Here is an 18,291-nt window from a genome sequence, read left to right as displayed (position 1 = left end):
GGTCGTTCCCGATGACGAGCCCGGCTGCCTCCGCGCCGACCTTTGCCGACCTGACCACCATGGGCGTCGGCGGCCCTGCCGCCCGGATGGTGTCGCCCGCCACCGAGCAGGACCTTGTCGACCAGACCCTGATCGTGTGGGCCTCGGGCGATGAGTGGCTGCTGCTCGGCGGCGGATCGAACACGATCGTGGCCGACGAGGGCTTCGACGGTACGGTGATCCGGGTGCTGACCCGCGGGGTGGACGTTGTCTCGGCTTCCTCTCCCGCGTCCCCTTCGCCGTCTGATCACCCGGACCGGCTGGTGCTGCGAGTGCAGGCCGGTGAGCCCTGGGACGAGCTGGTGGCCTACACCGTGGCGCAGGGCTGGTCCGGTATCGAGGCACTCTCCGGCATCCCCGGTTCGACCGGGGCCTCCCCGGTGCAGAACATCGGCGCCTACGGCCAGGAACTCGGCAACAGCCTGGCTGCCATCGACTTCCTCGACTACGACAGTGGCGAACGGCGACGGATGGGGGCTGGCGAGCTCGAACTGGGCTACCGCACCTCGGCTCTGAAACAGGGGCTCCGCGGTCTGGTGATCGCGGTCGAATTGAACCTGCACGACACGCAGAGCGAGGCATCCGTTCTCGGCGGCGCGCTCAGCCGGCCGGTGTCCTACCCGCAGCTTGCGACCGCACTCGGCGTGCAGCTGGGCGATCGGGTGCCGCTCGCGCAGCTGCGGGGCGCCGTCCTGGCCCTGCGTTCGGGGAAGGGCATGGTGCTCGACCCGAATGACGCCGATACCCGCAGCGCCGGCTCCTTCTTCACCAATCCGATCGTGTCGCTGGCGTTTTCGCGCACATTGCCGGACGCCGTGCCCCGCTGGCCGCTCGGCGAGCAGGAACTGCCCGACCGGGTGATCCCGCTCGACGAGTATGCCGGCGTCGGACCGATCCCCGGGGAGCGGTCCGTGCCGCTCGTGAAGCTGAGCGCCGCCTGGCTGATCGAGCACTCCGGGATCTCGCGCGGCTTCCGGCTGCCGGGCTCCCGCGCCGCGATCTCCAGCAAGCACACCCTTGCGCTGACCAACACTGGCGGGGCCACCGCCGACGAGATCGCGCAGCTCGCCCGGCTGGTGGAGGCTCGCGTGCAGTCCGAGTTCGGCGTGATCCTGCAGCCCGAGCCCGTGCTCGTCGGCCTCGACGCCTAGCGCGGCCCGCGCCGCTCTCGCGGGCCTGAAGCCGTCAAACCGGGGTGTGAGCGCGGGCGGGGGCGTCAGCCGGCGCGGCGGAGCGCTGCGATGATGCCGACCACGATTAGCAGGAGTCCGATCACAATCACGCCGCCGAGCAGCCAGAGCGTGGGATCGGCGGGAGCAGGTACCAGCACCCCGAGCAGCACGTAGCCGGCCAGGGCGAGCAGGATCACTCCCCAGACGATCGTGCTGAACAGCGGGCGGCGGAGGGGTCGCATGGATGCCTCGGGGTACGCCGGTTCGGCGGCGGCGGCGGCGGTCGGGGCCGCGGCGCGGGCCGTCGGCACCGGCGCGACCGGAAACGGCGGGTCCGAGGCGAGAAACGCCGGTGCCGTCGCTGGCGGCTCGACGGAGGGCTCCATCGCGTAGTCAGGGATGGGGCTCGGACAGGCGACCGTGTGAGCCGGGGCTGCACGGGTGGTCTCAACCTCCACCTCGTGACCGCTCTCCCCATGGCCCTCGGGCTCGGCGGGCGCGGGGTCAGGTGCTGCCGTCACGGACGTGACGGCATCCGTGGGCTGATCGTCGAGCGGCCGGGCGAACGGCGGGTTCGGCGGCTCGTTCGGCGGCTGGTTCGGGTCGGGGGTCGTGGTCATCAGGGTTCCAGACGCGAGGGGCCGACGACAGTGACCTGGCCGAGCGCCGTCCAGACGCGGACGCGGGCCACTGTGCCGGTGCCGTCGTCGTTGAAGGTACGCGAGTCAGAGTAGAAGGCGCCGCCCTGCTGCACGGCGACCGAGCCGCCGACGTAGTCGATCCTGCCGGCCAGCGCATTCGTCTCCACCAGCACGGCCCGGCCGCGGGGCAGGATCAGCTCGGTGACGCCCACGCCCATCCAGATATCGATCGTGCGGTCCTCCACGCTCGCCGCGTTGAGGGCCGTGAGATCGATGGTGGCCCGGCCGGAGAGCACGGCATACCCCGGGGGAGCAGCGTCGGCATCGGCGCTGACCGTCCAGACCGGGATGCCGACCAGGAAGAACGCGGTGCCGCTCGGGAATAGGCCCAGCAGCACCAGGGCCACCGCCGCAAGGAAGGCGAACCCACCCAGGGCGCCGCTCTGCTTTCCGCGAATGCCCGACACGATGATGCCAACGGCCAGCACCCCCAGCGTGACGGCCAGGCCCAGCACCAGTGCGGCATCCGACCAGTTGCCGCCCGACCACACACCGGCGGCGACCGCGCCGCAGAGCAATGCCGACCCGAGCACGATCGCGCTGAAGCCGGCCCCGGGGCGAAGGTCGCGCCAGGAGCCGCGTCCGGGTGGTGGCGCGGCAGGGCCGCCGACGGTGACGGCGCCGCCGGCTGTGCCGGCTGTCCCGGAGCTGCCCGCTGCTTCGGCGGGCTGCATGGCCCCGAAAGCGACACCGGCCCCGATGCCTTCCGCGGCGGTGCTGTGCGGGTACCCGCCGGCCGGCGCCGTGGTGCGTCGGGCCAGGAAGAACACCAGCCAGATGAGCCCGATCGTCACCCCGACGCTCCAGCCCACCGCGAGTGTGGTCGCCAGCCAGTCGGGCAGCACGGCCGCCGGGCTCTGCCACCACAGGCTGCGCGTGTAGGAGGCGAAGCTGATGCCCACCAGCGCGATGATCCCGATCATGACGGGCGGGAAGACGCCGCGAACGGCCTGTTCGGCATGGATGCGACCGGTCGGGCCGGGCAGGAGAGCCCAGCCGACCGCGTACGTGAACAGAACCGGACCGCCGAGGACGCCCAGCGCGATGGTCACAACTCGCACCAGCGTGGGGTTCAGCCCAGCTCGCAGTGCGACTCCGCCGCAGACGCCGGCCAGCCAGCGGTCGCTCCCGCGCACGATCCCCGTGGAACGGATTGCGGCGAAGAAGTCGTTGCTCTCGTCGGAGGGGGTGGGGGGAGTGCCGGGCCCCGCGGCCGACGGCGTCGTCTGGCTCTCGGGTGCGTCGGTCATGCTGCCAGTGTGCTCGCGGTGGCCCAAGCCGACAATGCCGGGTGTCGTTCGGTGAGTGAGCCCTGATGGCTGCGGGCGATGGGGGTTCGCGGCTCGGGGTTCCGAGGTCGTTGTTCTGGAGGCCGACGCAGGCGCGCAGTGGACCGCGACGCGGGATGGACGTGCGCTGCAAACGCCGTGTCGGTCGAGTCTGGGCACTGCCGCAACTCGTCCCGAACGAATTCGACGGAGATTTCGCTCTGAACAGCGCGTTTGAGCTCAAAAATGGGTGTTTGGCCCAAAATCTCCGTCGAATTGGTTCGACGCCGGGCCCGGTGCTCAACCTGTGATGAAGAGTGTCCACGCGGTGCGGTCAGCTCTGACCTTCCGTGAGCGACACAACAAGCCGTTAGGAGACACGCCCTAGGTGTCCTTGCGGATCCAGCGAAACGTGACCCGGCTGAGCACCAGCCCCACCACCAGCCAGATGAGCAGGCTCAGCGCGATCAGCGGAAAGTCCCGGGAACCGCTCTGCTCAAGGTTCGCGAAGCTGTCGGGCAGGAACACTCCGCGCATGCCCTTCGCCATCCACTTCAGTGGGAATACGCTGGCCGCGTTCTGCATCCAGTCGGGCAGCAGGTAGAACTGCAGATAGACGCCGGAGATGAACTGCAGGATCGGCACGATGGGGATGACCAGCGGCAGCGGAATGCCGACGATCAGGGCGGCGGTGTGATGACTGAGGAAGGCGCCGGGTGGTATCCGTCGCAGGATGGCGGTGCGGCGCTCGAGCGTGGACAGGGTGCCGGAGATTGTCCACAGCCCCGGCCGAGCGACAGGAAGGGGGGAGCAGAAGGGCCCCTGACCCCCCAAGCTGTCGGTTCACCGGCGAGCCGTTTGGCGCGCTGCGCTAGGCGAACAGCCGCTGGAGGCGCTGCACGCCCTCGAGCAGGGCCGCGTCGCCGAGCGCGTAGGAGAAGCGCAGGTAGCCGCTGGGGCCGAACGCCTCGCCGGGCACGACGGCCACCTCAGCCTGGTCCAGGATAAGATCGGCCAGCTCCAGGGAGGTGGTCGGGGTGACGCCGCCCCAAGTGCGTCCGAGCAGGCCGGTGACGTCGGGGTAGACGTAGAACGCCCCCTGCGGCGTCGGCGTGACGATGCCGGGGATCGTGTTCAGCTCGGCGACGATGACCTGTCGGCGACGGTCGAAGGCATCCCGCATGGCGATCGCGGCATCCTGAGGGCCGTTGAGTGCGGCGATCCCGGCGCGCTGGGAGATGTTCGACACGTTCGACGACAGGTGCGACTGCAGGTTGGCGGCGGCCTTCATCGCGTCCTGCGGGCCGACCATCCAGCCGAGCCGCCAGCCGGTCATCGCGTAGGTCTTGGCGACGCCGTTGACCAGGATGGTGCGGTCGGCCAGCGCGGGGACGGCCTCGACGATCGAGATCGCACGCACGCCGTCATACGTGAGGTTCTGGTAGATCTCGTCGCTGACGATCCAGAGGCCGTGTTCCTCGGCCCACTCGCCGATGGCCTTCGTCTGCGCGGGGGAGTAGACGGCTCCGGTGGGGTTGGACGGCGACACGAACAGCAGCACCTTGGTGCGCGGCGTGCGCGCCGCCTCGAGCTGCTCGACGGTGACGAGGTAGCTCTGGTCACTGCCGGCGAAGACGTCGACCTGCACGCCGCCGGCCAGCCGGATCGACTCCGGGTAGGTCGTCCAGTACGGCGTGGGCACGAGCACCTCATCGCCCGGGTCGAGCAGCGTGGCGAAAGCCTGGTAGACGGCCTGCTTGCCGCCGTTGGTGACGACCACCTGGCTGGGCGAGATCGCCAGGCCGCTGTCACGGAGCGTTTTGGCCGCAATGGCCTCGCGCAGGTCGGGCAGCCCGGCCGCCGGAGTGTACCGGTGGTTCTTCGGGTCGCGGACCGCCAGTAGGGCGGCTTCGACGATGTGCTCCGGGGTGGGGAAATCAGGCTCGCCCGCGGCGAAACTGATGACCGGCCGGCCGGCGGCCTGCAGGGCCTTCGCCTTGCCGTCCACCTTGAGGGTCGCGGACTCCGCAATGGAGCCGATTCGGGTAGAGATGCGCTTGGATTCGTGGGCCACGCTTCGAGCATACGGGGCTGCCTCGTTCTGCTGGGGCTGTCTCGGCTTTACAGTGGCCCCCGGGTGACCTAGACTCGACGAGGTAATTCAATTCTGCCAATTTTTTTTGCGCCCGCTTGTCGGTTCGTTCCGGGGTCCGAGTGCTACGAGGTAGTTTGACTTTCGTTCCATAGGGTGGTGGCTCAATTGGTAGAGCAGCGGTCTCCAAAACCGCAGGTTGCAGGTTCGAGTCCTGTCCGCCCTGCAAGTCGGTGGCATTCCGTCGGCACATGAAAGGTGTAATCAGGTGGCCCGAAAAGTTGTCGACGAACCCAGTGAGGAAATCGTCGCAAACGCGAAACTTGCGCTCGATTCCAAGCGCGGTCCTTTCGCTCGGATGTCCCTGTTCATCAAGCAGGTCATGGCGGAGCTCCGCAAGGTCGTCACCCCCACCCGCAAAGAACTCCTCAGCTACACGGGTGTGGTGCTGGTATTCGTTGTCATCATGATGGCCATCGTTTCCGCCTTCGACTGGATGTTCGCGCTCGCCGTCACGTACGTGTTCGGAACGCCGGGCGGGTAGGCAGCTTCCGGTGCCGCATCCGCTCCCAGCGGTCGCAGCCACGCATCAATGAAGAAGAGTCACTGCAGAACTCAGGGCAAACGCTGTTTGGGTCACGGTTTCGTACCCACGCAATAGAAAAGGATTGAAATTTAGTGACTGACACGAATCACGACGATGCCGACTGGGCCACCGCCGCCGAGCAGTCCTCCACCGAGGACGAGGCGCAGGAGGGCAACACCCTCGCCGCTGAAGAAGACTCCGTAGAGGCTGCCGAGCAGGTCGCCGTGCACGTGTTCGACCCGAGCATGGGCGTCGAAGTCAACCTCGACGCCGCGCTTGACGCGTTGGCCGAGCCCGCTGACCCCGACGCCGACGCTCTCGTCGACGAGGCCCTCGACATCGATTCCGACGACGAGGCCGAGGCCGCCGTCGAGGCCGTGGAAGACGAAGACGAAGTGGCAGTCGAGGCTGAAGAGGCAACGGATGTCGATGCCGAGCCCGCCGCGGACGAGACCCCCGAAGACCCCTACGAGGAATTCCGCAAGGAACTGCGCTTCCAGCCCGGCAAGTGGTTCGTCATTCATTCCTATGCCGGCTTCGAACGCCGCGTGAAGTCGAACATCGAGAACCGCAAGCAGTCGATGGCCATGGAAGATTTCATCTACCAGGTCGAGGTTCCGATGGAAGATGTCGTCGAGATAAAGAACGGCCAGCGCAAGATGGTCACCCGCGTGCGCATCCCCGGCTACGTGCTCGTTCGCATGGACCTCAACGAAGACAGCTGGTCCGTGGTGCGTCACACGCCCGGCGTCACCGGATTCGTCGGCAACGCGCACAACCCCACGCCGCTTCGCTTCGAGGAAGCCTTCGGCATGCTGAAGAGCCTCGTCGAGATCCAAGACGTCCCCACCGCCAAGACCGGCGGACACGGCGGCAAGGTCCCGACCCGCGCCCTCCCGGCCGAGATCGACTACGAGATCGGCGAGACGATCACGATCAAGGAAGGCTCGTTCGCGGGCCTGCCCGGATCGATCAGCGAGATCAAGGCGGAAAGCGGCAAGCTCATCGTGCTGGTTTCCCTCTTCGAGCGCGAAACCCCGGTCGAGCTCAGCTTCGACCAGGTCACCAAGCTCTAAAGGGACTGAACACCCTCCCCACGGATTTAAGTTCACCGGGGCCCGTCCGGGCCACCGGGAGAGCGGCCCCTGGCTGCTCGTCATTACAAAGTAAGGAAGAACAATGGCACCGAAGAAGAAGGTAACCGGTCTGATCAAGCTTCAGATCAAGGCCGGCGCCGCCAACCCCGCACCGCCCATCGGGCCGGCGCTGGGTCAGCACGGCGTCAACATCATGGAATTCTGCAAGGCGTACAACGCTCAGACGGAATCCCAGCGCGGCAACGTCATCCCGGTGGAAATCACCGTCTACGACGACCGTTCATTCACTTTCATCCTGAAGACTCCGCCGGCGGCGGAGCTCATCAAGAAGGCGGCCGGCGTCGCCAAGGGCAGTGGAACCCCGCACACCGTCAAGGTTGCGAAGCTCACCCAGGCCCAGGTCCGCGAGATCGCCGAGGCCAAGATGGTCGACCTCAACGCGAACGACCTCGACGCAGCGTCGAAGATCATCGCCGGCACCGCCCGCTCCATGGGCATCACGGTCGAGGCCTAACCACCTCCCCCAGGCATCCCGCCACCAGCAGTACGTGGAAGAGCCAGCCAGGCTCGCACCACACTCTCAATTTCGTTTTACAGGAGATTCAACATGGCACAGAAGTCAAAGGCCTACCGGGCCGCGGCCGAGAAGATCGACGCAGACAAGCTCTACACCCCGACCGAGGCCGTCACCCTGGCCCGGGAGACCGGCTCCGCGAACTTCAACTCGACCGTCGAGGTCGCCCTCAAGCTCGGCGTCGACCCTCGCAAGGCTGACCAGATGGTTCGCGGTACCGTGATTCTTCCTCACGGCACCGGTCGCACTGCCCGCGTCATCGTCTTCGCAACGGGCCCCGCGGCCGAAGCGGCAATCGCTGCCGGTGCCGACGAGGTCGGTGGCGACGAGCTCATCGAGAAGGTGGCCGCCGGCTACACCTCGTTCGACTCCGCCGTCTCGACCCCGGAGCTCATGGGCAAGGTCGGTCGTCTCGGTAAGGTTCTCGGCCCGCGCGGCCTCATGCCGAACCCGAAGACCGGAACCGTGACGCCTGACGTCGCGCGCGCCGTGTCCGACATCAAGGGCGGAAAGATCGCGTTCCGCGTCGACAAGCACGCCAACGTGCAGTTCGTCGTCGGCAAGGTGTCCTTCACCGCCGAGCAGCTGAATGAGAACATCAGCGCCGCTCTCGAGGAGATCGTTCGCCTCAAGCCCAGCTCCTCCAAGGGCCGTTACATCATGAAGGGTGCCGTTTCGACCACGTTCGGCCCCGGCATCGCTCTCGATGTGAACAGCATCTAGTCAGTTCCACCGCAGCCCGGCTGCACCAAGAGGGGCCCGTCGAAAGACTGGGCCCTTCCCTCGTTAACGGATGCTCACTCGCTGGCCATCGTGGGGCGTGCGTCTCTGCGTGCGGGGTCGTCCCGATCGGTGTTCTGCGGGTGCGCGCGAAGCATCGCGGCGACCGCGATCGCGTCGCCCTCCGGCTGGTGCGAGGTGGTGTGCGGCTTCGCGATAAAGAGGTAGAGCAGGCCGCTGCCCATCACTACAGCCAAACCGATCAGCACGATCCAGTCGTCGAGGAACACCCCGGTCGTGCCCGGGCGCGCCAGCAGGATCATGGCGGAGATCCCGTAGGCCAGGGCAATGATGTTCACGATGAACCCGAGAGGTCCCAGGCTGAACGGCCCGGCCGGACGCCACCCCTTGAACCGCTGGCGGAGCGCGGCCAGAACCACGGCCTGGAACGCGACATAGATGCCGAGCACCGCGAAGGCCGTGATCTGGGTCAGGATCGTGCTGCCGCCCAGGTAGATCACAACGCAGAGCAACAGCGGGATCGTGGACGCGACGATCAGTGCGTTGACCGGCACTGCCGTGCGCGGGGACACCTGGCCCAGCCAGGTCTTGCCGGGGACCATCCCGTCTCGTGCGAAAGAGAAGATCAGGCGGCTGGCCGCGGCCTGCAGGCTGAGCACGCAGGACAGGAAGGCCGTGATCGCCACTATGAGGAACAGCGTGGCACCGACCGTGCCGAGGGTCGCGTCCAGGATCGCGGGGATCGGGTCGATGTCTGTCCCGTCGACCACGGCCTGCAGGTCCGGCGCGGCCAGGACGTACCCGCCGAACGAGAACAGGGCGGAGACGCCGCCGACCAGGATGGTGAGGATCATGGCCCGGGGGATACCTCTGGCCGGGTCGGGCACCTCCTCGGCCACGTCGCCGCAGGCTTCGAAGCCGTAGAACAGGAACAGTCCGGCAAGCGCGGCCCCGAGGAACGCGGTGGCGTAACTGCCGTCACCCTCGACGCCCAGGGTGTCGAAGAAGACGCTGAACTCCTGCTTGCGCTGGAAAAGGAGTAGGTAGAGGCCGAGACCGATCACGCCGATCAATTCGGCAGCGAGCCCGATCCGGGCCGCGCGGGCCAGCATCTTCGTGCCGGAGAAGTTGAACGCGAAGGCCACGACGAGAAAGAGCACCGAGAGCCCGAGCGTGACCTCTTTGGTGACGGGCGCGTTGATCAGGCTGGCGAGGAACCCGCTGCCGAATTCCGCGACGGCGGTGATTGTGACGAGCATCGCCCAGACGTAGACCCAGGCGGTCATCCATGCGTACCTCTTGCCCCAGAGACGACGTGTCCACGGGTAGATACCGCCCGCGATCGGGTATTGGGACACCACCTCGCCGAAGACCAGTGCCACCAGCAGCTGGCCGGTGCCCACGATCACCAGCCAGAAGATCGAGGGTGGCCCGCCCGTGCTCAGGGCCAGGGCGAACAGCGAGTAGACGCCGACGAGCGGCGAGAGGTAGGTGAAGCCAAGGGCGAAATTGCCCCAGAGCGACATCGAGCGATGGAAGGTGTCTTCGTAGCCGAGGGCCTCGAGGTGCTCGGCGTCGCCGAGCCCTTTCCTCTGGGATGACGCGTGTGATGACATGGGAACCTTTCCGATCGAGCCGGAGAGCGAGAATGTGCTCACCATAGTGCTGTGCGCGCGCAAACGCACGGAACCGATGGATTCAACTTTCACCGAGAGTTCCCGTTCGCAGTTCCTGCCTCCGGGTCACGACCCGCCCGGTAGGATCGGAGTCAGAGCGGCCACTGGCGGAGTCCTGTGGTCCGAGTCGACGGGGACAGAGGTGGGTCGTGCCGCAGGACGCAACCGGGCAGCCGTTGGCGGGCCTTCGGGTCGCGGATTTCTCCCGGGTACTGGCCGGCCCCTACGCCACCATGATGCTGGCCGACTTCGGCGCTGACGTGATCAAGATCGAGAGCCCGGCCGGCGACGACACCCGGCAGTGGCTGCCGCCGGTCGACGCGCAGGGGGACTCCACCTACTTCGGGTCGGTGAACCGCAACAAGCGCAGCGTCGTCTGCGACCTCGGCACCGATGCGGGACTGGCCGTGGCCCGGCGACTCGCCGAGACCGCCGACGTCGTGGTGGAGAACTTCCGGCCCGGCGTGATGGACCGGTTTGCTCTGGGCTTCGAGCAGCTGCGGGCCGTCAATCCGAGCTTGGTCTACTGCTCGATCACGGGCTTCGGCGCGGGGGCCGGCGCCCGCCTGCCCGGCTACGACCTGCTCGTACAGGCTGTCGGCGGGCTGATGAGCGTCACCGGTCGCCCAGACGAAGAGCCGAGCAAAGTGGGGGTGGCCCTCGTGGACGTGCTCTCCGGGCTCAACGCGGTCAGCGGCGTCCTACTCGCCCTGCGTGCGCGTGACGCGACCGACGCGAGCGGGACCGCCGGCCACCGGGTGGAGGTGGACCTGCTGACCACCCTGCTCTCCGCCCTGACCAACCAGGCCGCGGGCACCCTCGCGACCGGGCAGTCACCGACCCGGATCGGCAATGCACACCCGAGCATCGCGCCGTACGAGCTGTTCGACGCCGCCGACCGTCCGCTGGTGATCGCGGTGGGCAACGATCGCCAGTTCCGCACACTGGTGCGACTGCTCGGGGCTCCCGCCCTGGCCGACGACGACCGGTTCCGCGGTAACGCCGACCGGGTGCGGCACCGCACGGTGCTGAAAAAGTTGATTGAGGACCGGCTCCGGCCCGAGCCCGCGGCGCACTGGGTGGGCGTTCTGACGGATGCCGGTGTGCCGGCCGGCCAGGTCAACACCCTCGACGAGGCGTTCGCCTTCGCCGCCGCGCTGGGGCTCGACCCGGTGGTGGAACTGGGTGCGGCCGGCCGCACCAGCCGCCAGGTTGCCAACCCCATCCACCTCGCCGGCCGCCCGGCCGCCTACCGCCTGTGCCCGCCGCGGCTGGGCGAGCACGAGGGCGCCGACTGGCTCGCCCCGTCCCCGACCGCTGCCCCAGGGCGAGCCCCCGTACCAGCCCCCGTACCAGCCACAGGTCTCTATCGTGTTCCGCCGACCCCCAAAGGACTCTCGTGACCGCCGCAGGCCGCCCCACCCCGCTTGTGCCCAGCCCGCTGGTCGACACCGTCTTCGACCTCGATGCCCTGCTCGAGCCGGAGGAGATCGTCTGGGCGCGCGCGGCGCGCGCTTTCGCGACCAACCGCATCCTGCCGACCATCGAGGACGACTTCGAGGAGAAGCACTTCCGGGCCGAGCTGATCCCTGAACTCGGGGCGGCCGGGTTCCTCGGCATGCACCTCACCGGGTACGGCTGCGCCGGCGCGGGGGCGGTGAGCTACGGGCTGGTCTGCCTCGAGCTGGAGGCCGCTGACAGCGGCTGGCGCACTTTCGTCTCGGTGCAGGGCTCGCTGGCGATGTCGGCCATCCACAAGTATGGGTCTGCGGAGCAGAAGCAGCGCTGGCTGCCGGGCATGGCCGCCGGCCAGCTCGTGGGCTGCTTCGCGTTGACCGAACCGACCGGCGGCAGCGACCCGGCCGCGATGGCGACCACCGCCACCCGGGGCGCCGACGGCTGGGTGATCGAGGGTGCCAAACGCTGGATCGGCCTGGCCAGCATCGCCGACGTCGCGATCGTCTGGGCCCAAACGGATGCCGGTGTGCGCGGCTTCCTGGTTCCGACCGACAGTATCGGTTTCACCGCCATCCCCATCGGCAAGAAGCTTTCGATGCGTGCGTCGATCCAGTGCGACGTGCACCTGGACGCCGTGCAGGTGCCATTCGATGCGATCCTGCCCGGTGCCACTGGGCTGTCCGGGCCGTTCGGCTGCCTCAACGAGGCGCGCTTCGGCATCGTCTGGGGGGCCATGGGCGCCGCCCGCAGCTGCCTCGACGCCGCCATCCTGCGCGCGAAGACCCGTGAGGTGTTCGGCAAACCGATCGGGGCCACCCAGTTGATCCAGGCCAAGCTCGCCGACATGCTCGTGGAATACGAGAAGGGGGTGCTGCTGGCCCTGCACCTCGGTCGGCTCAAGGAGCGCGGCACGCTGACCCCCACCCAGATCAGCATCGGCAAGCTCAACAGCGTGCGCGAGGCGATCCAGATCGCCCGCGAGGCCCGCGTCATCCTCGGCGGCGACGGCATTACCAGCGAATTCCCGGTGATGCGCCACCTGGCGAACCTGGAATCGGTGCGCACCTATGAGGGCACCGACGAAATCCACCAGCTCGTGCTCGGGCGGGCCCTGACCGGCCTGAACGCGTTCTCCTGAGGCCGCGATGTGACATAGTGGCAAGCAGATTGGCCGTCAGGCCGATCGACGGGGGAGGGGCACAGTGGGGATGACGGGGGGACAGACCGTGTTCGCGAACCTGCGTGCGCGCATCCTCTCGGGGGAATTGCCCGCCAGGGCCACGCTGCGGGAGACGGCGCTGGCCCAGGACCTCGGCGTCAGCCGCACCCCCGTGCGCGAGGCGCTGCGCCGGCTCGACGAGGCCGGCCTGGTGGAGTTCGTGCCGAACCGGGGTGCCACGGTCGTGGAATGGACCACCGAGCAGATCTGCGAGACGTATTTTCTTCGCGCGGCTCTCGAGAGCAGGGCGGCGGGCCTCGCGGCGGCGCGGATCGAGCCGGCCGACCTCGACCGGCTGGCCATCCTGATTGACGCCATGGAGGAGTTCGTGCGCGCAACCGACGCCGAGGGCATCGGCCGGCTGGGCGTGCTCGACGCCGAATTCCACCGCATCATCGTGGCCGCGTCGGGCGTCACCCAGCTGATGGCCCTGGCCGCGTCCGTCGGCCGCGCCCCGATGATGGCCTCGCTCTTCCGCCGCGACGCCGCCGTCTTCCGGGCCGGCAGCAACCACCACCACCGCGACATCCTCACGGCGCTATGGTCGGGAGACGCACTCTGGGCCGAGGTCGCCATGCGCTCGCACATTCTCGCAGCGCGCAACGCGGTGTCGTCGGGTCGGTCCGGATCGGGGACGGAACCGGCCTAACCGGAACCGGTAAGCCGCGCGCGGAGCGGGCCGCCTTGAGCAGGCTGTGGGTGTGCGGATGCCGCGGTGAAGCGAGGATCTCGGCCGCCGAAGCCTGCTCGACGACCCGTCCCGCTTCCACGACCGCCACTCGGTCGCAGGTGGCGGCCGCCAGGCCGAGGTTCCGGGAGACCACGATGATCGACAGTCCGAACTCCTGGAGGAACCCGCGGCAGAGCTCCAGTGCGGAGAGCTCGCCCGCAGCCTCGACGGCGCGCGTCGGCTCGTCCAGGATCAGGATGCCCGGGGGCTGTGAGAGCGCGGCCGCGATCGTCACCTGGAGCAGCGCGGTCGGTTCGAGCTGGGTCGGAACCACCAGCGACGTCGCCTACGGATCCGGCAGCCCGACCTTCTCGAGGAGTTCCAACGCACGCCGGGCGGCATCCGTTCGGGACAGACCCCCTGTCCGGCGCAGGGTTCGGGCGAGCTGGCGGCCGATGATCTGGTCCGGGGCCGGGGCCGGGCCCGTCGGCGCGGCAGGGGAAGTGAGAGGGATTTTCGTGTCGCGCAACCGGTTGAGGGCGCGCCACGATGCCCCGACGAGCTCGATACCGTCGATCAGGATGGAGCCGGCCGCGATCACCGCCGGTTCGGGCAGCCGGCCCACGATGGCCAGAGCGATCTCGTGTGCCCCGGAACCGGTGACATCGACCAGGCCGATGACCTCACCCCGCGCCGCCGAGAGGGAGATGCCCGTGGCCAGCACCGGGGCACCCGTCTGGGTGCTCTCGGTAATCTGCAGACCGCGCGGGTCGAGCAGTGCCGTGGCGCGGAATCCGTCGGAGGGGACAGGCTCATCGTCGGCCGACGTCGGGGCCGACGGGCGTGAGAGCAATGAGGTTCGCCGGGGGATTGCCAGGAGGAGAGGAAGGTCTTCACGACTCATCCCTCCGTTCCGACTCGATCCAGGGGGTTTTACTGTATGCAATCTTCTCGAATTCCGGTGCTCACTATGCCATATTCCTCTGAGTTGGCCCCTGAATCGGGGGGCACTGTTGCATACAACCGTGGTGTCTTGTGGGGACAAGATTCCGGCAACACCGGGCCGCTACGAGCCCAGCATGGTTGACCTCGTCGAGGGCTATGGCGGACCGCAGTCTTGCGGGCTGAGTGGCTGGACGCGCTGGACGGGGCGCGCCCCGGGCCGGGGATGAGATGTTCCCCGAGCTCACCTCGCTCACGGCCCGTCCCGCTGGCCGCGGTGCCCCGCGTGATCGAGCAGGAGGAGCGGCCCACGGTCGAGTCCGGCGTCAGCCGCGACGAGGCGTGGCACTTCTGCAACCTGGGCCGCAGCCTGTGGAGGGGGACATGACCGCACGGTTGCTGGCCAACCCGGTCGTTGACCGAGGCCAGCGGGCCTTCGGGGACGACCATCCGGCACTCCGTCGGGGGCCTACGAGGCCGGCTGTTTCCGCGGTCGGTGGCCTTGTTCATCTCGCGGGCGGAACAATGCCTGAGCGAGATGGAACCGCACACCGACCGCGTCGGTGTGACCGAGGGTCGCAACGGGTGCTGGGTCAGATCCGCAGCCAGCTGGAATACCGGCCGATCATGGACCTCCTGAACGACCTGTCGAATCAGATGGACATCGTGCAGGCCACCAGCACGGCCTTTGAGGTCATCGGCGACCGCTATCTCCTGATCAGCGCCGTCCCGACCTGAACCCGGGGAGGCCTGAGCCGCGCCGCGGCATCCGTTGCCTCGGACCCACGGATGCCGTGGCTCACCCACCCCGCCCGTCGAACCAATTTGACGGAGATTTTAAGGATGGAGCGCTCTCCCAACGTGGTTTAAACCGTTTTGAGCCAAATCTCCGTCGAATTCGTTCGGGCAGCGGACGCTGCCAGGGTTCCGAGCGCTCCGAGCGCTATCGAGCCCTACGAGTCGAAGCCGAGGCCCAGCGCGTCGAGCGTCTTCAGGATGATGTTGCGGCGGCCTCGGTTGTGGTCGGCGCGGTCGAGTGACCAGCGCGTGGTCTGGATGCCCATCGAAGCGAGGGGCTCCGGTGGGAACGGGAGCGGCCGCCCGCGCACCATCTCCAGCTGCGTGCGCTCGGTCCTGCGCTCCGCCAGTTGGTCGAGCATGACCTTCGCCGCGAAGTGCGTCGCGGCCACGCCCAGACCGGTGAACCCGGCGGCGTAGCTGATCCGTCCGCCGCGGGCCGTGCCATAGAACGCGCAGAACTGGGTCGACGTGTCGATGGCGCCGGCCCACTGGTGGCTGAAGCGCAGCCCGGCCAGCTGCGGAAATGTGGTGAAGAAGTGGCCGGCCAATTGTTGGAAGCTTTCCGGCCGGTTCTCATAGCCGCTCCGCACTCGGGCTCCGTAGTGGTAGATCGCGTCGTAGCCGCCGAAGAGTATGCGGTTGTCTGCGCTCAACCGGTAGTAGTGGAACTGGTTGGCCAGATCGCTCAGTCCCTGCCGCTTCTGCCAGCCGATGGCGGTGAGCTGATCGGGCGACAGCGGCTCGGTCATCAGCACGTAGTCGTAGACCGGCACCGTGGACAGGCGGTTGCGGGCCAGCAGCGAAGGGAACACGTTGGTCGCCAGCGCGGTCTTCGTCGCCCGCACCACACCCGAGTCGGTGCGGAGCCGGGTGCCCTGCGCCGGAGTGAGTCCCTGCGTGTCCAGGTTCTTCACCGGGGTGTGTTCGAAGATCTCGACCCCAAGTTCGGTGGCGACCCGGGCGAGCTCGGTAGCCAGCTTACCCGGGTGCACGAGCGCGTTGCTTCGCTTGTGCCAGATGCCGGCCAGGTACGTGGGGGAGCCGACCTCGGCGCGCAGGGCCGCGGCATCCAGGAACACGCTGTCGGTTCCGGTCGGTTCCTCGCGCAGCCAGTCGACCTGGTGCTCCTCGACGGCCAGGTCGATGGCGCCGGTGCGCTCGAAGTCGCACTTCAGCCCGAGCTCGGTGACGGCCCGCTCGATCTCGTCGAGGTTCTTGAGGCCGAGTTCGGTGAGCCGGTCGATCTCCGTCGGCCAGCGGCGTCGGCCGTTCTCCTCGCCGTGGGTCAGGCTGGCCTCGCAGAAACCGCCGTTGCGGCCCGACGCAGCCCAGCCGATCGTGCGCGCTTCGAGCAGCACCACGCGAGCGCCCGGGTTCTCCTGCTGAGCGAGCACGGCGGTCCAGAGTCCGAGGTAGCCGCCGCCGACGATGGCGAGATCACAGTCGAGGTCGGCCGTGAGGGTCGGGTAGCCGGTCTGCGGAGACACGTCGTCCAGCCAGAACGGCGCGGAGCGGGTGTCGGCGAGGGCGCCCGCGATGACGGATGCGGCGGGCCTGGCCCGCTCGAAAATGGTCGTGCCCACGGATCGTCCTTTGTTCGGCGCGGCTCTGCTACTCGTTCATCATCTCAGGCGCGGTCCCCGTCGGCCATGTGCCCGCCCCGCTCTCATCTCACCGGCGCGTGCGACTCCAGAAACTGGAACACCTCGGTCTGGTCGACGCCGGGAAAGGTGCCCGTGGGCAGGGCCGCGAGCAGGCTGGTGGGCGTGCGCGCGGCCGGCCAGGACTGCCCGGACCAGCGCTCCGAGAGATCCTCGGGCGCGCGGCGGCAGCACGACTCGTCGGGACAGGTGGACACGGCCCGGTTGTTGGTTTCGCGGCCACGGAACCATTTCACGTGCGTGAACGGCACGCCCACACTGACGGAGTAGTCGCCCTCTTTGGCCTTCTCGATGCGCGAGGTGCACCAGAAGGTACCGCTCGGGGTGTCGGTGTACTGGTACCAGGGGCTGAACCGGTCGGCGACGTGGAAGACGGTGCGCGCGGTCCAGTTGCGGCAGACCGTCGAGCCCTCGACCGCGCCGAGCGCGTCGCTCGGGAAGCGCACCGAATCGTTTTCGTACGCCTTGATCATGGTGCCGGACTCGTGCACCTTCATGAAGTGCACCGGGACGTCGAGCCGCGCGGTGGCGAGGTTCGTGAACCGGTGCGCCGCCGTCTCATAGGACACCGCGAAGGCGTCCCGCAGATCCTCCATCGAGATACGTCGCAGGTTCTTCGCCTCGGTGAGGAGTTTCACGGTGTCTTTTTCGGGCAGCAGGATGGCCGCGGTCAGATAGTTGGTCTCCACCCGCTGAGACAGAAATTCCGCATAGTTTCCGGGCTCCTCGTGTTCGCAGAGCAGGGTGGCGAACGCTTGCAGAATGGGGGAGCGGGAGTCGCGGGACGCCGACTGCTCGGTGGGCAGGTAGATGCGCCGGTTGCGCTTGTCCGTCACCGAGCGGGTCGAGTTCGGAAGGTCGCCCACGTAGTGCAGCGAGTAGCCGAGATGGGTCGCCATGTCGGCCACCACCTGGTGGGAAACCGGCCCGCCGGTGTGGCCGACCGCGGCGAGCAGGCGCTGCGCCTGTGCCTCGAGCTCGGGGAAGTAATTGTCCCGGGCCCGCATGGTGGCTCGCAGCTCCACGTTCGCTCGCCGGGCCTCCTCCGGGGTCGCCGCCCGCTCCCGGTGCAGGCGCAGGATCTCGTTGTGCAGGCTGAGCAGTGTCTGCAATGTTTCGTCGCTCGTTCCCCGGCCAACGCGGATATGCGGCAGTCCGAGGGCGGTAAACACGGGGCCCCGCTGAGCGCGCTCGACGGCGATTTCCAGCGCCGCCCGCTCGGACGGGGCATCCGTTTTCAACAGGTCGTCGACCGTGGTGCCGAGCGCGGTCGCGATGGTGCGCAGCATCGACAGGCGCGGCTCGCGCTTGCCGTTCTCGATCATCGACACCTGAGAGGGTGCCCGGTCGATGGCGGCCGCAAGGGCGTCCAGAGTCATGCGCCGGTTCGTGCGCAGTTCACGGATGCGCCGCCCCAGGGTGAGCGCATCGAGCCCTGCCTCCTCGGGAGGAGCCGCGGACAGGAAGGAGCGGAAGGCGGGATCGACGGTGACCATGCCCCATGCTCACATACTCCGGGGATAACTTCTCGTAGCCAGAAGAAATGCTGTTCTTCTGTTATGCCGGCGACGGCGTGACCGGGTCTCCTAGTCCA

The 18,291-nt window shown here is 68.1% G+C and carries 17 protein-coding genes and 1 tRNA gene; 10 read left to right on the top strand and 8 right to left on the bottom strand.

What is annotated here, in order from left to right:
• Positions 1–11 precede the first annotated feature (11 nt).
• On the top strand, positions 12–1,190 hold the full coding sequence (locus E3T25_RS02785) for a UDP-N-acetylmuramate dehydrogenase (protein ID WP_134372064.1): 1,179 nt from the start codon (positions 12–14) through the stop codon (positions 1,188–1,190).
• A 65-nt stretch (positions 1,191–1,255) separates the two neighbouring features.
• Here the strand turns inward: E3T25_RS02785 and E3T25_RS02780 are convergent, their stop codons facing one another.
• The 4 genes from E3T25_RS02780 to E3T25_RS02765 all read right to left on the bottom strand — a co-directional run bounded on the left by E3T25_RS02780 (position 1,256) and on the right by E3T25_RS02765 (position 5,254).
• Positions 1,256–1,831, bottom strand: a complete 576-nt coding sequence (locus tag E3T25_RS02780) for a hypothetical protein (RefSeq protein ID WP_134372004.1) — start codon at positions 1,829–1,831, stop codon at positions 1,256–1,258.
• Positions 1,831–3,162 carry a PspC domain-containing protein gene (locus E3T25_RS02775; RefSeq protein WP_134372002.1) on the bottom strand — a complete coding sequence of 444 codons (1,332 nt, stop codon included), beginning with the start codon at positions 3,160–3,162 and terminating at the stop codon, positions 1,831–1,833. The genes E3T25_RS02780 and E3T25_RS02775 overlap by 1 nt, the downstream gene beginning before the upstream one ends.
• Before the next feature lie 402 nt (positions 3,163–3,564).
• Entirely contained in the window at positions 3,565–4,014 is a 450-nt protein-coding gene (locus E3T25_RS02770) for an ABC transporter permease (RefSeq protein WP_134343001.1), read from the bottom strand.
• 37 nt (positions 4,015–4,051) lie between these two features.
• Complete coding sequence (locus tag E3T25_RS02765) at positions 4,052–5,254, bottom strand: pyridoxal phosphate-dependent aminotransferase (RefSeq protein ID WP_134372000.1); 1,203 nt, start codon at positions 5,252–5,254, stop codon at positions 4,052–4,054.
• Between the two features lie 171 nt (positions 5,255–5,425).
• Between E3T25_RS02765 and E3T25_RS02760 the strand changes: the two genes are divergently transcribed.
• From E3T25_RS02760 to rplA, 5 genes are all read left to right on the top strand, one after another.
• Positions 5,426–5,498: transfer RNA gene (locus E3T25_RS02760), tRNA-Trp, on the top strand.
• Between the two features lie 42 nt (positions 5,499–5,540).
• Positions 5,541–5,816: a preprotein translocase subunit SecE gene (secE, locus tag E3T25_RS02755; protein ID WP_104100756.1), complete on the top strand. Its 276-nt coding sequence runs from the start codon at positions 5,541–5,543 to the stop codon at positions 5,814–5,816.
• Between the two features lie 134 nt (positions 5,817–5,950).
• Entirely contained in the window at positions 5,951–6,934 is a 984-nt protein-coding gene (gene nusG, locus E3T25_RS02750) for a transcription termination/antitermination protein NusG (protein WP_134343003.1), read from the top strand.
• Positions 6,935–7,037: 103 nt separating this feature from the next.
• Positions 7,038–7,469 carry a 50S ribosomal protein L11 gene (gene rplK, locus E3T25_RS02745; protein ID WP_104100758.1) on the top strand — a complete coding sequence of 144 codons (432 nt, stop codon included), beginning with the start codon at positions 7,038–7,040 and terminating at the stop codon, positions 7,467–7,469.
• Positions 7,470–7,562: 93 nt separating this feature from the next.
• Entirely contained in the window at positions 7,563–8,252 is a 690-nt protein-coding gene (gene rplA, locus E3T25_RS02740; protein ID WP_104100759.1) for a 50S ribosomal protein L1, read from the top strand.
• Between the two features lie 74 nt (positions 8,253–8,326).
• Here the strand turns inward: rplA and E3T25_RS02735 are convergent, their stop codons facing one another.
• Complete coding sequence (locus tag E3T25_RS02735) at positions 8,327–9,886, bottom strand: APC family permease (RefSeq protein WP_104100760.1); 1,560 nt, start codon at positions 9,884–9,886, stop codon at positions 8,327–8,329.
• A 209-nt stretch (positions 9,887–10,095) separates the two neighbouring features.
• Between E3T25_RS02735 and E3T25_RS02730 the strand changes: the two genes are divergently transcribed.
• The 3 genes from E3T25_RS02730 (at position 10,096) to E3T25_RS02720 (ending at position 13,272) form a co-directional block, all read left to right on the top strand.
• Complete coding sequence (locus tag E3T25_RS02730) at positions 10,096–11,349, top strand: CaiB/BaiF CoA transferase family protein (protein ID WP_174843910.1); 1,254 nt, start codon at positions 10,096–10,098, stop codon at positions 11,347–11,349.
• Between the two features lie 38 nt (positions 11,350–11,387).
• Positions 11,388–12,542, top strand: coding sequence for an acyl-CoA dehydrogenase family protein (locus E3T25_RS02725; RefSeq protein WP_134372060.1), 1,155 nt, complete (start codon positions 11,388–11,390; stop codon positions 12,540–12,542).
• Between the two features lie 70 nt (positions 12,543–12,612).
• Complete coding sequence (locus E3T25_RS02720) at positions 12,613–13,272, top strand: GntR family transcriptional regulator (RefSeq protein WP_134371998.1); 660 nt, start codon at positions 12,613–12,615, stop codon at positions 13,270–13,272.
• A gap of 367 nt (positions 13,273–13,639) precedes the next feature.
• Here the strand turns inward: E3T25_RS02720 and E3T25_RS02715 are convergent, their stop codons facing one another.
• A complete protein-coding gene (locus E3T25_RS02715) occupies positions 13,640–14,197 on the bottom strand; it encodes an ABC transporter ATP-binding protein (RefSeq protein WP_134371996.1) in 558 nt (185 codons plus the stop codon).
• 623 nt (positions 14,198–14,820) lie between these two features.
• On the opposite strand from E3T25_RS02715, the gene E3T25_RS16615 reads away from it, so the two are divergent.
• On the top strand, positions 14,821–14,973 hold the full coding sequence (locus tag E3T25_RS16615) for a hypothetical protein (RefSeq protein ID WP_158250260.1): 153 nt from the start codon (positions 14,821–14,823) through the stop codon (positions 14,971–14,973).
• Between the two features lie 215 nt (positions 14,974–15,188).
• Here E3T25_RS16615 and E3T25_RS02710 read toward each other — a convergent pair whose 3' ends face one another.
• The gene (locus E3T25_RS02710) at positions 15,189–16,619 is read right to left on the bottom strand and encodes an NAD(P)/FAD-dependent oxidoreductase (RefSeq protein ID WP_134371994.1); all 1,431 of its coding nucleotides are present in this window, start codon (positions 16,617–16,619) and stop codon (positions 15,189–15,191) included.
• Between the two features lie 83 nt (positions 16,620–16,702).
• Positions 16,703–18,193 carry a helix-turn-helix transcriptional regulator gene (locus E3T25_RS02705; protein ID WP_134371992.1) on the bottom strand — a complete coding sequence of 497 codons (1,491 nt, stop codon included), beginning with the start codon at positions 18,191–18,193 and terminating at the stop codon, positions 16,703–16,705.
• Positions 18,194–18,291 lie beyond the last annotated feature (98 nt).

The organism is Cryobacterium sandaracinum, assembly GCF_004403415.1.
In the GTDB taxonomy this organism is placed as follows: Bacteria; Actinomycetota; Actinomycetes; order Actinomycetales; family Microbacteriaceae; genus Cryobacterium; species Cryobacterium sandaracinum.
This window is presented reverse-complemented; position numbering and strand designations above follow the sequence as displayed.

Excerpts from the sequence above, each read along its gene's own strand:
- E3T25_RS02735 (WP_104100760.1), bottom strand. The coding sequence starts at position 9,886 with ATGTCATCACACGCGTCATCCCAGAGGAAAGGGCTCGGCGACGCCGAG.
- E3T25_RS02785 (WP_134372064.1), top strand. The coding sequence starts at position 12 with ATGACGAGCCCGGCTGCCTCCGCGCCGACCTTTGCCGACCTGACCACC.
- E3T25_RS02780 (WP_134372004.1), bottom strand. The coding sequence starts at position 1,831 with ATGACCACGACCCCCGACCCGAACCAGCCGCCGAACGAGCCGCCGAAC.
- E3T25_RS02775 (WP_134372002.1), bottom strand. The coding sequence starts at position 3,162 with ATGACCGACGCACCCGAGAGCCAGACGACGCCGTCGGCCGCGGGGCCC.
- E3T25_RS02720 (WP_134371998.1), top strand. The coding sequence starts at position 12,613 with ATGACGGGGGGACAGACCGTGTTCGCGAACCTGCGTGCGCGCATCCTC.
- rplA (WP_104100759.1), top strand. The coding sequence starts at position 7,563 with ATGGCACAGAAGTCAAAGGCCTACCGGGCCGCGGCCGAGAAGATCGAC.
- rplK (WP_104100758.1), top strand. The coding sequence starts at position 7,038 with ATGGCACCGAAGAAGAAGGTAACCGGTCTGATCAAGCTTCAGATCAAG.
- E3T25_RS02715 (WP_134371996.1), bottom strand. The coding sequence starts at position 14,197 with ATGAGTCGTGAAGACCTTCCTCTCCTCCTGGCAATCCCCCGGCGAACC.
- E3T25_RS02705 (WP_134371992.1), bottom strand. The coding sequence starts at position 18,193 with ATGGTCACCGTCGATCCCGCCTTCCGCTCCTTCCTGTCCGCGGCTCCT.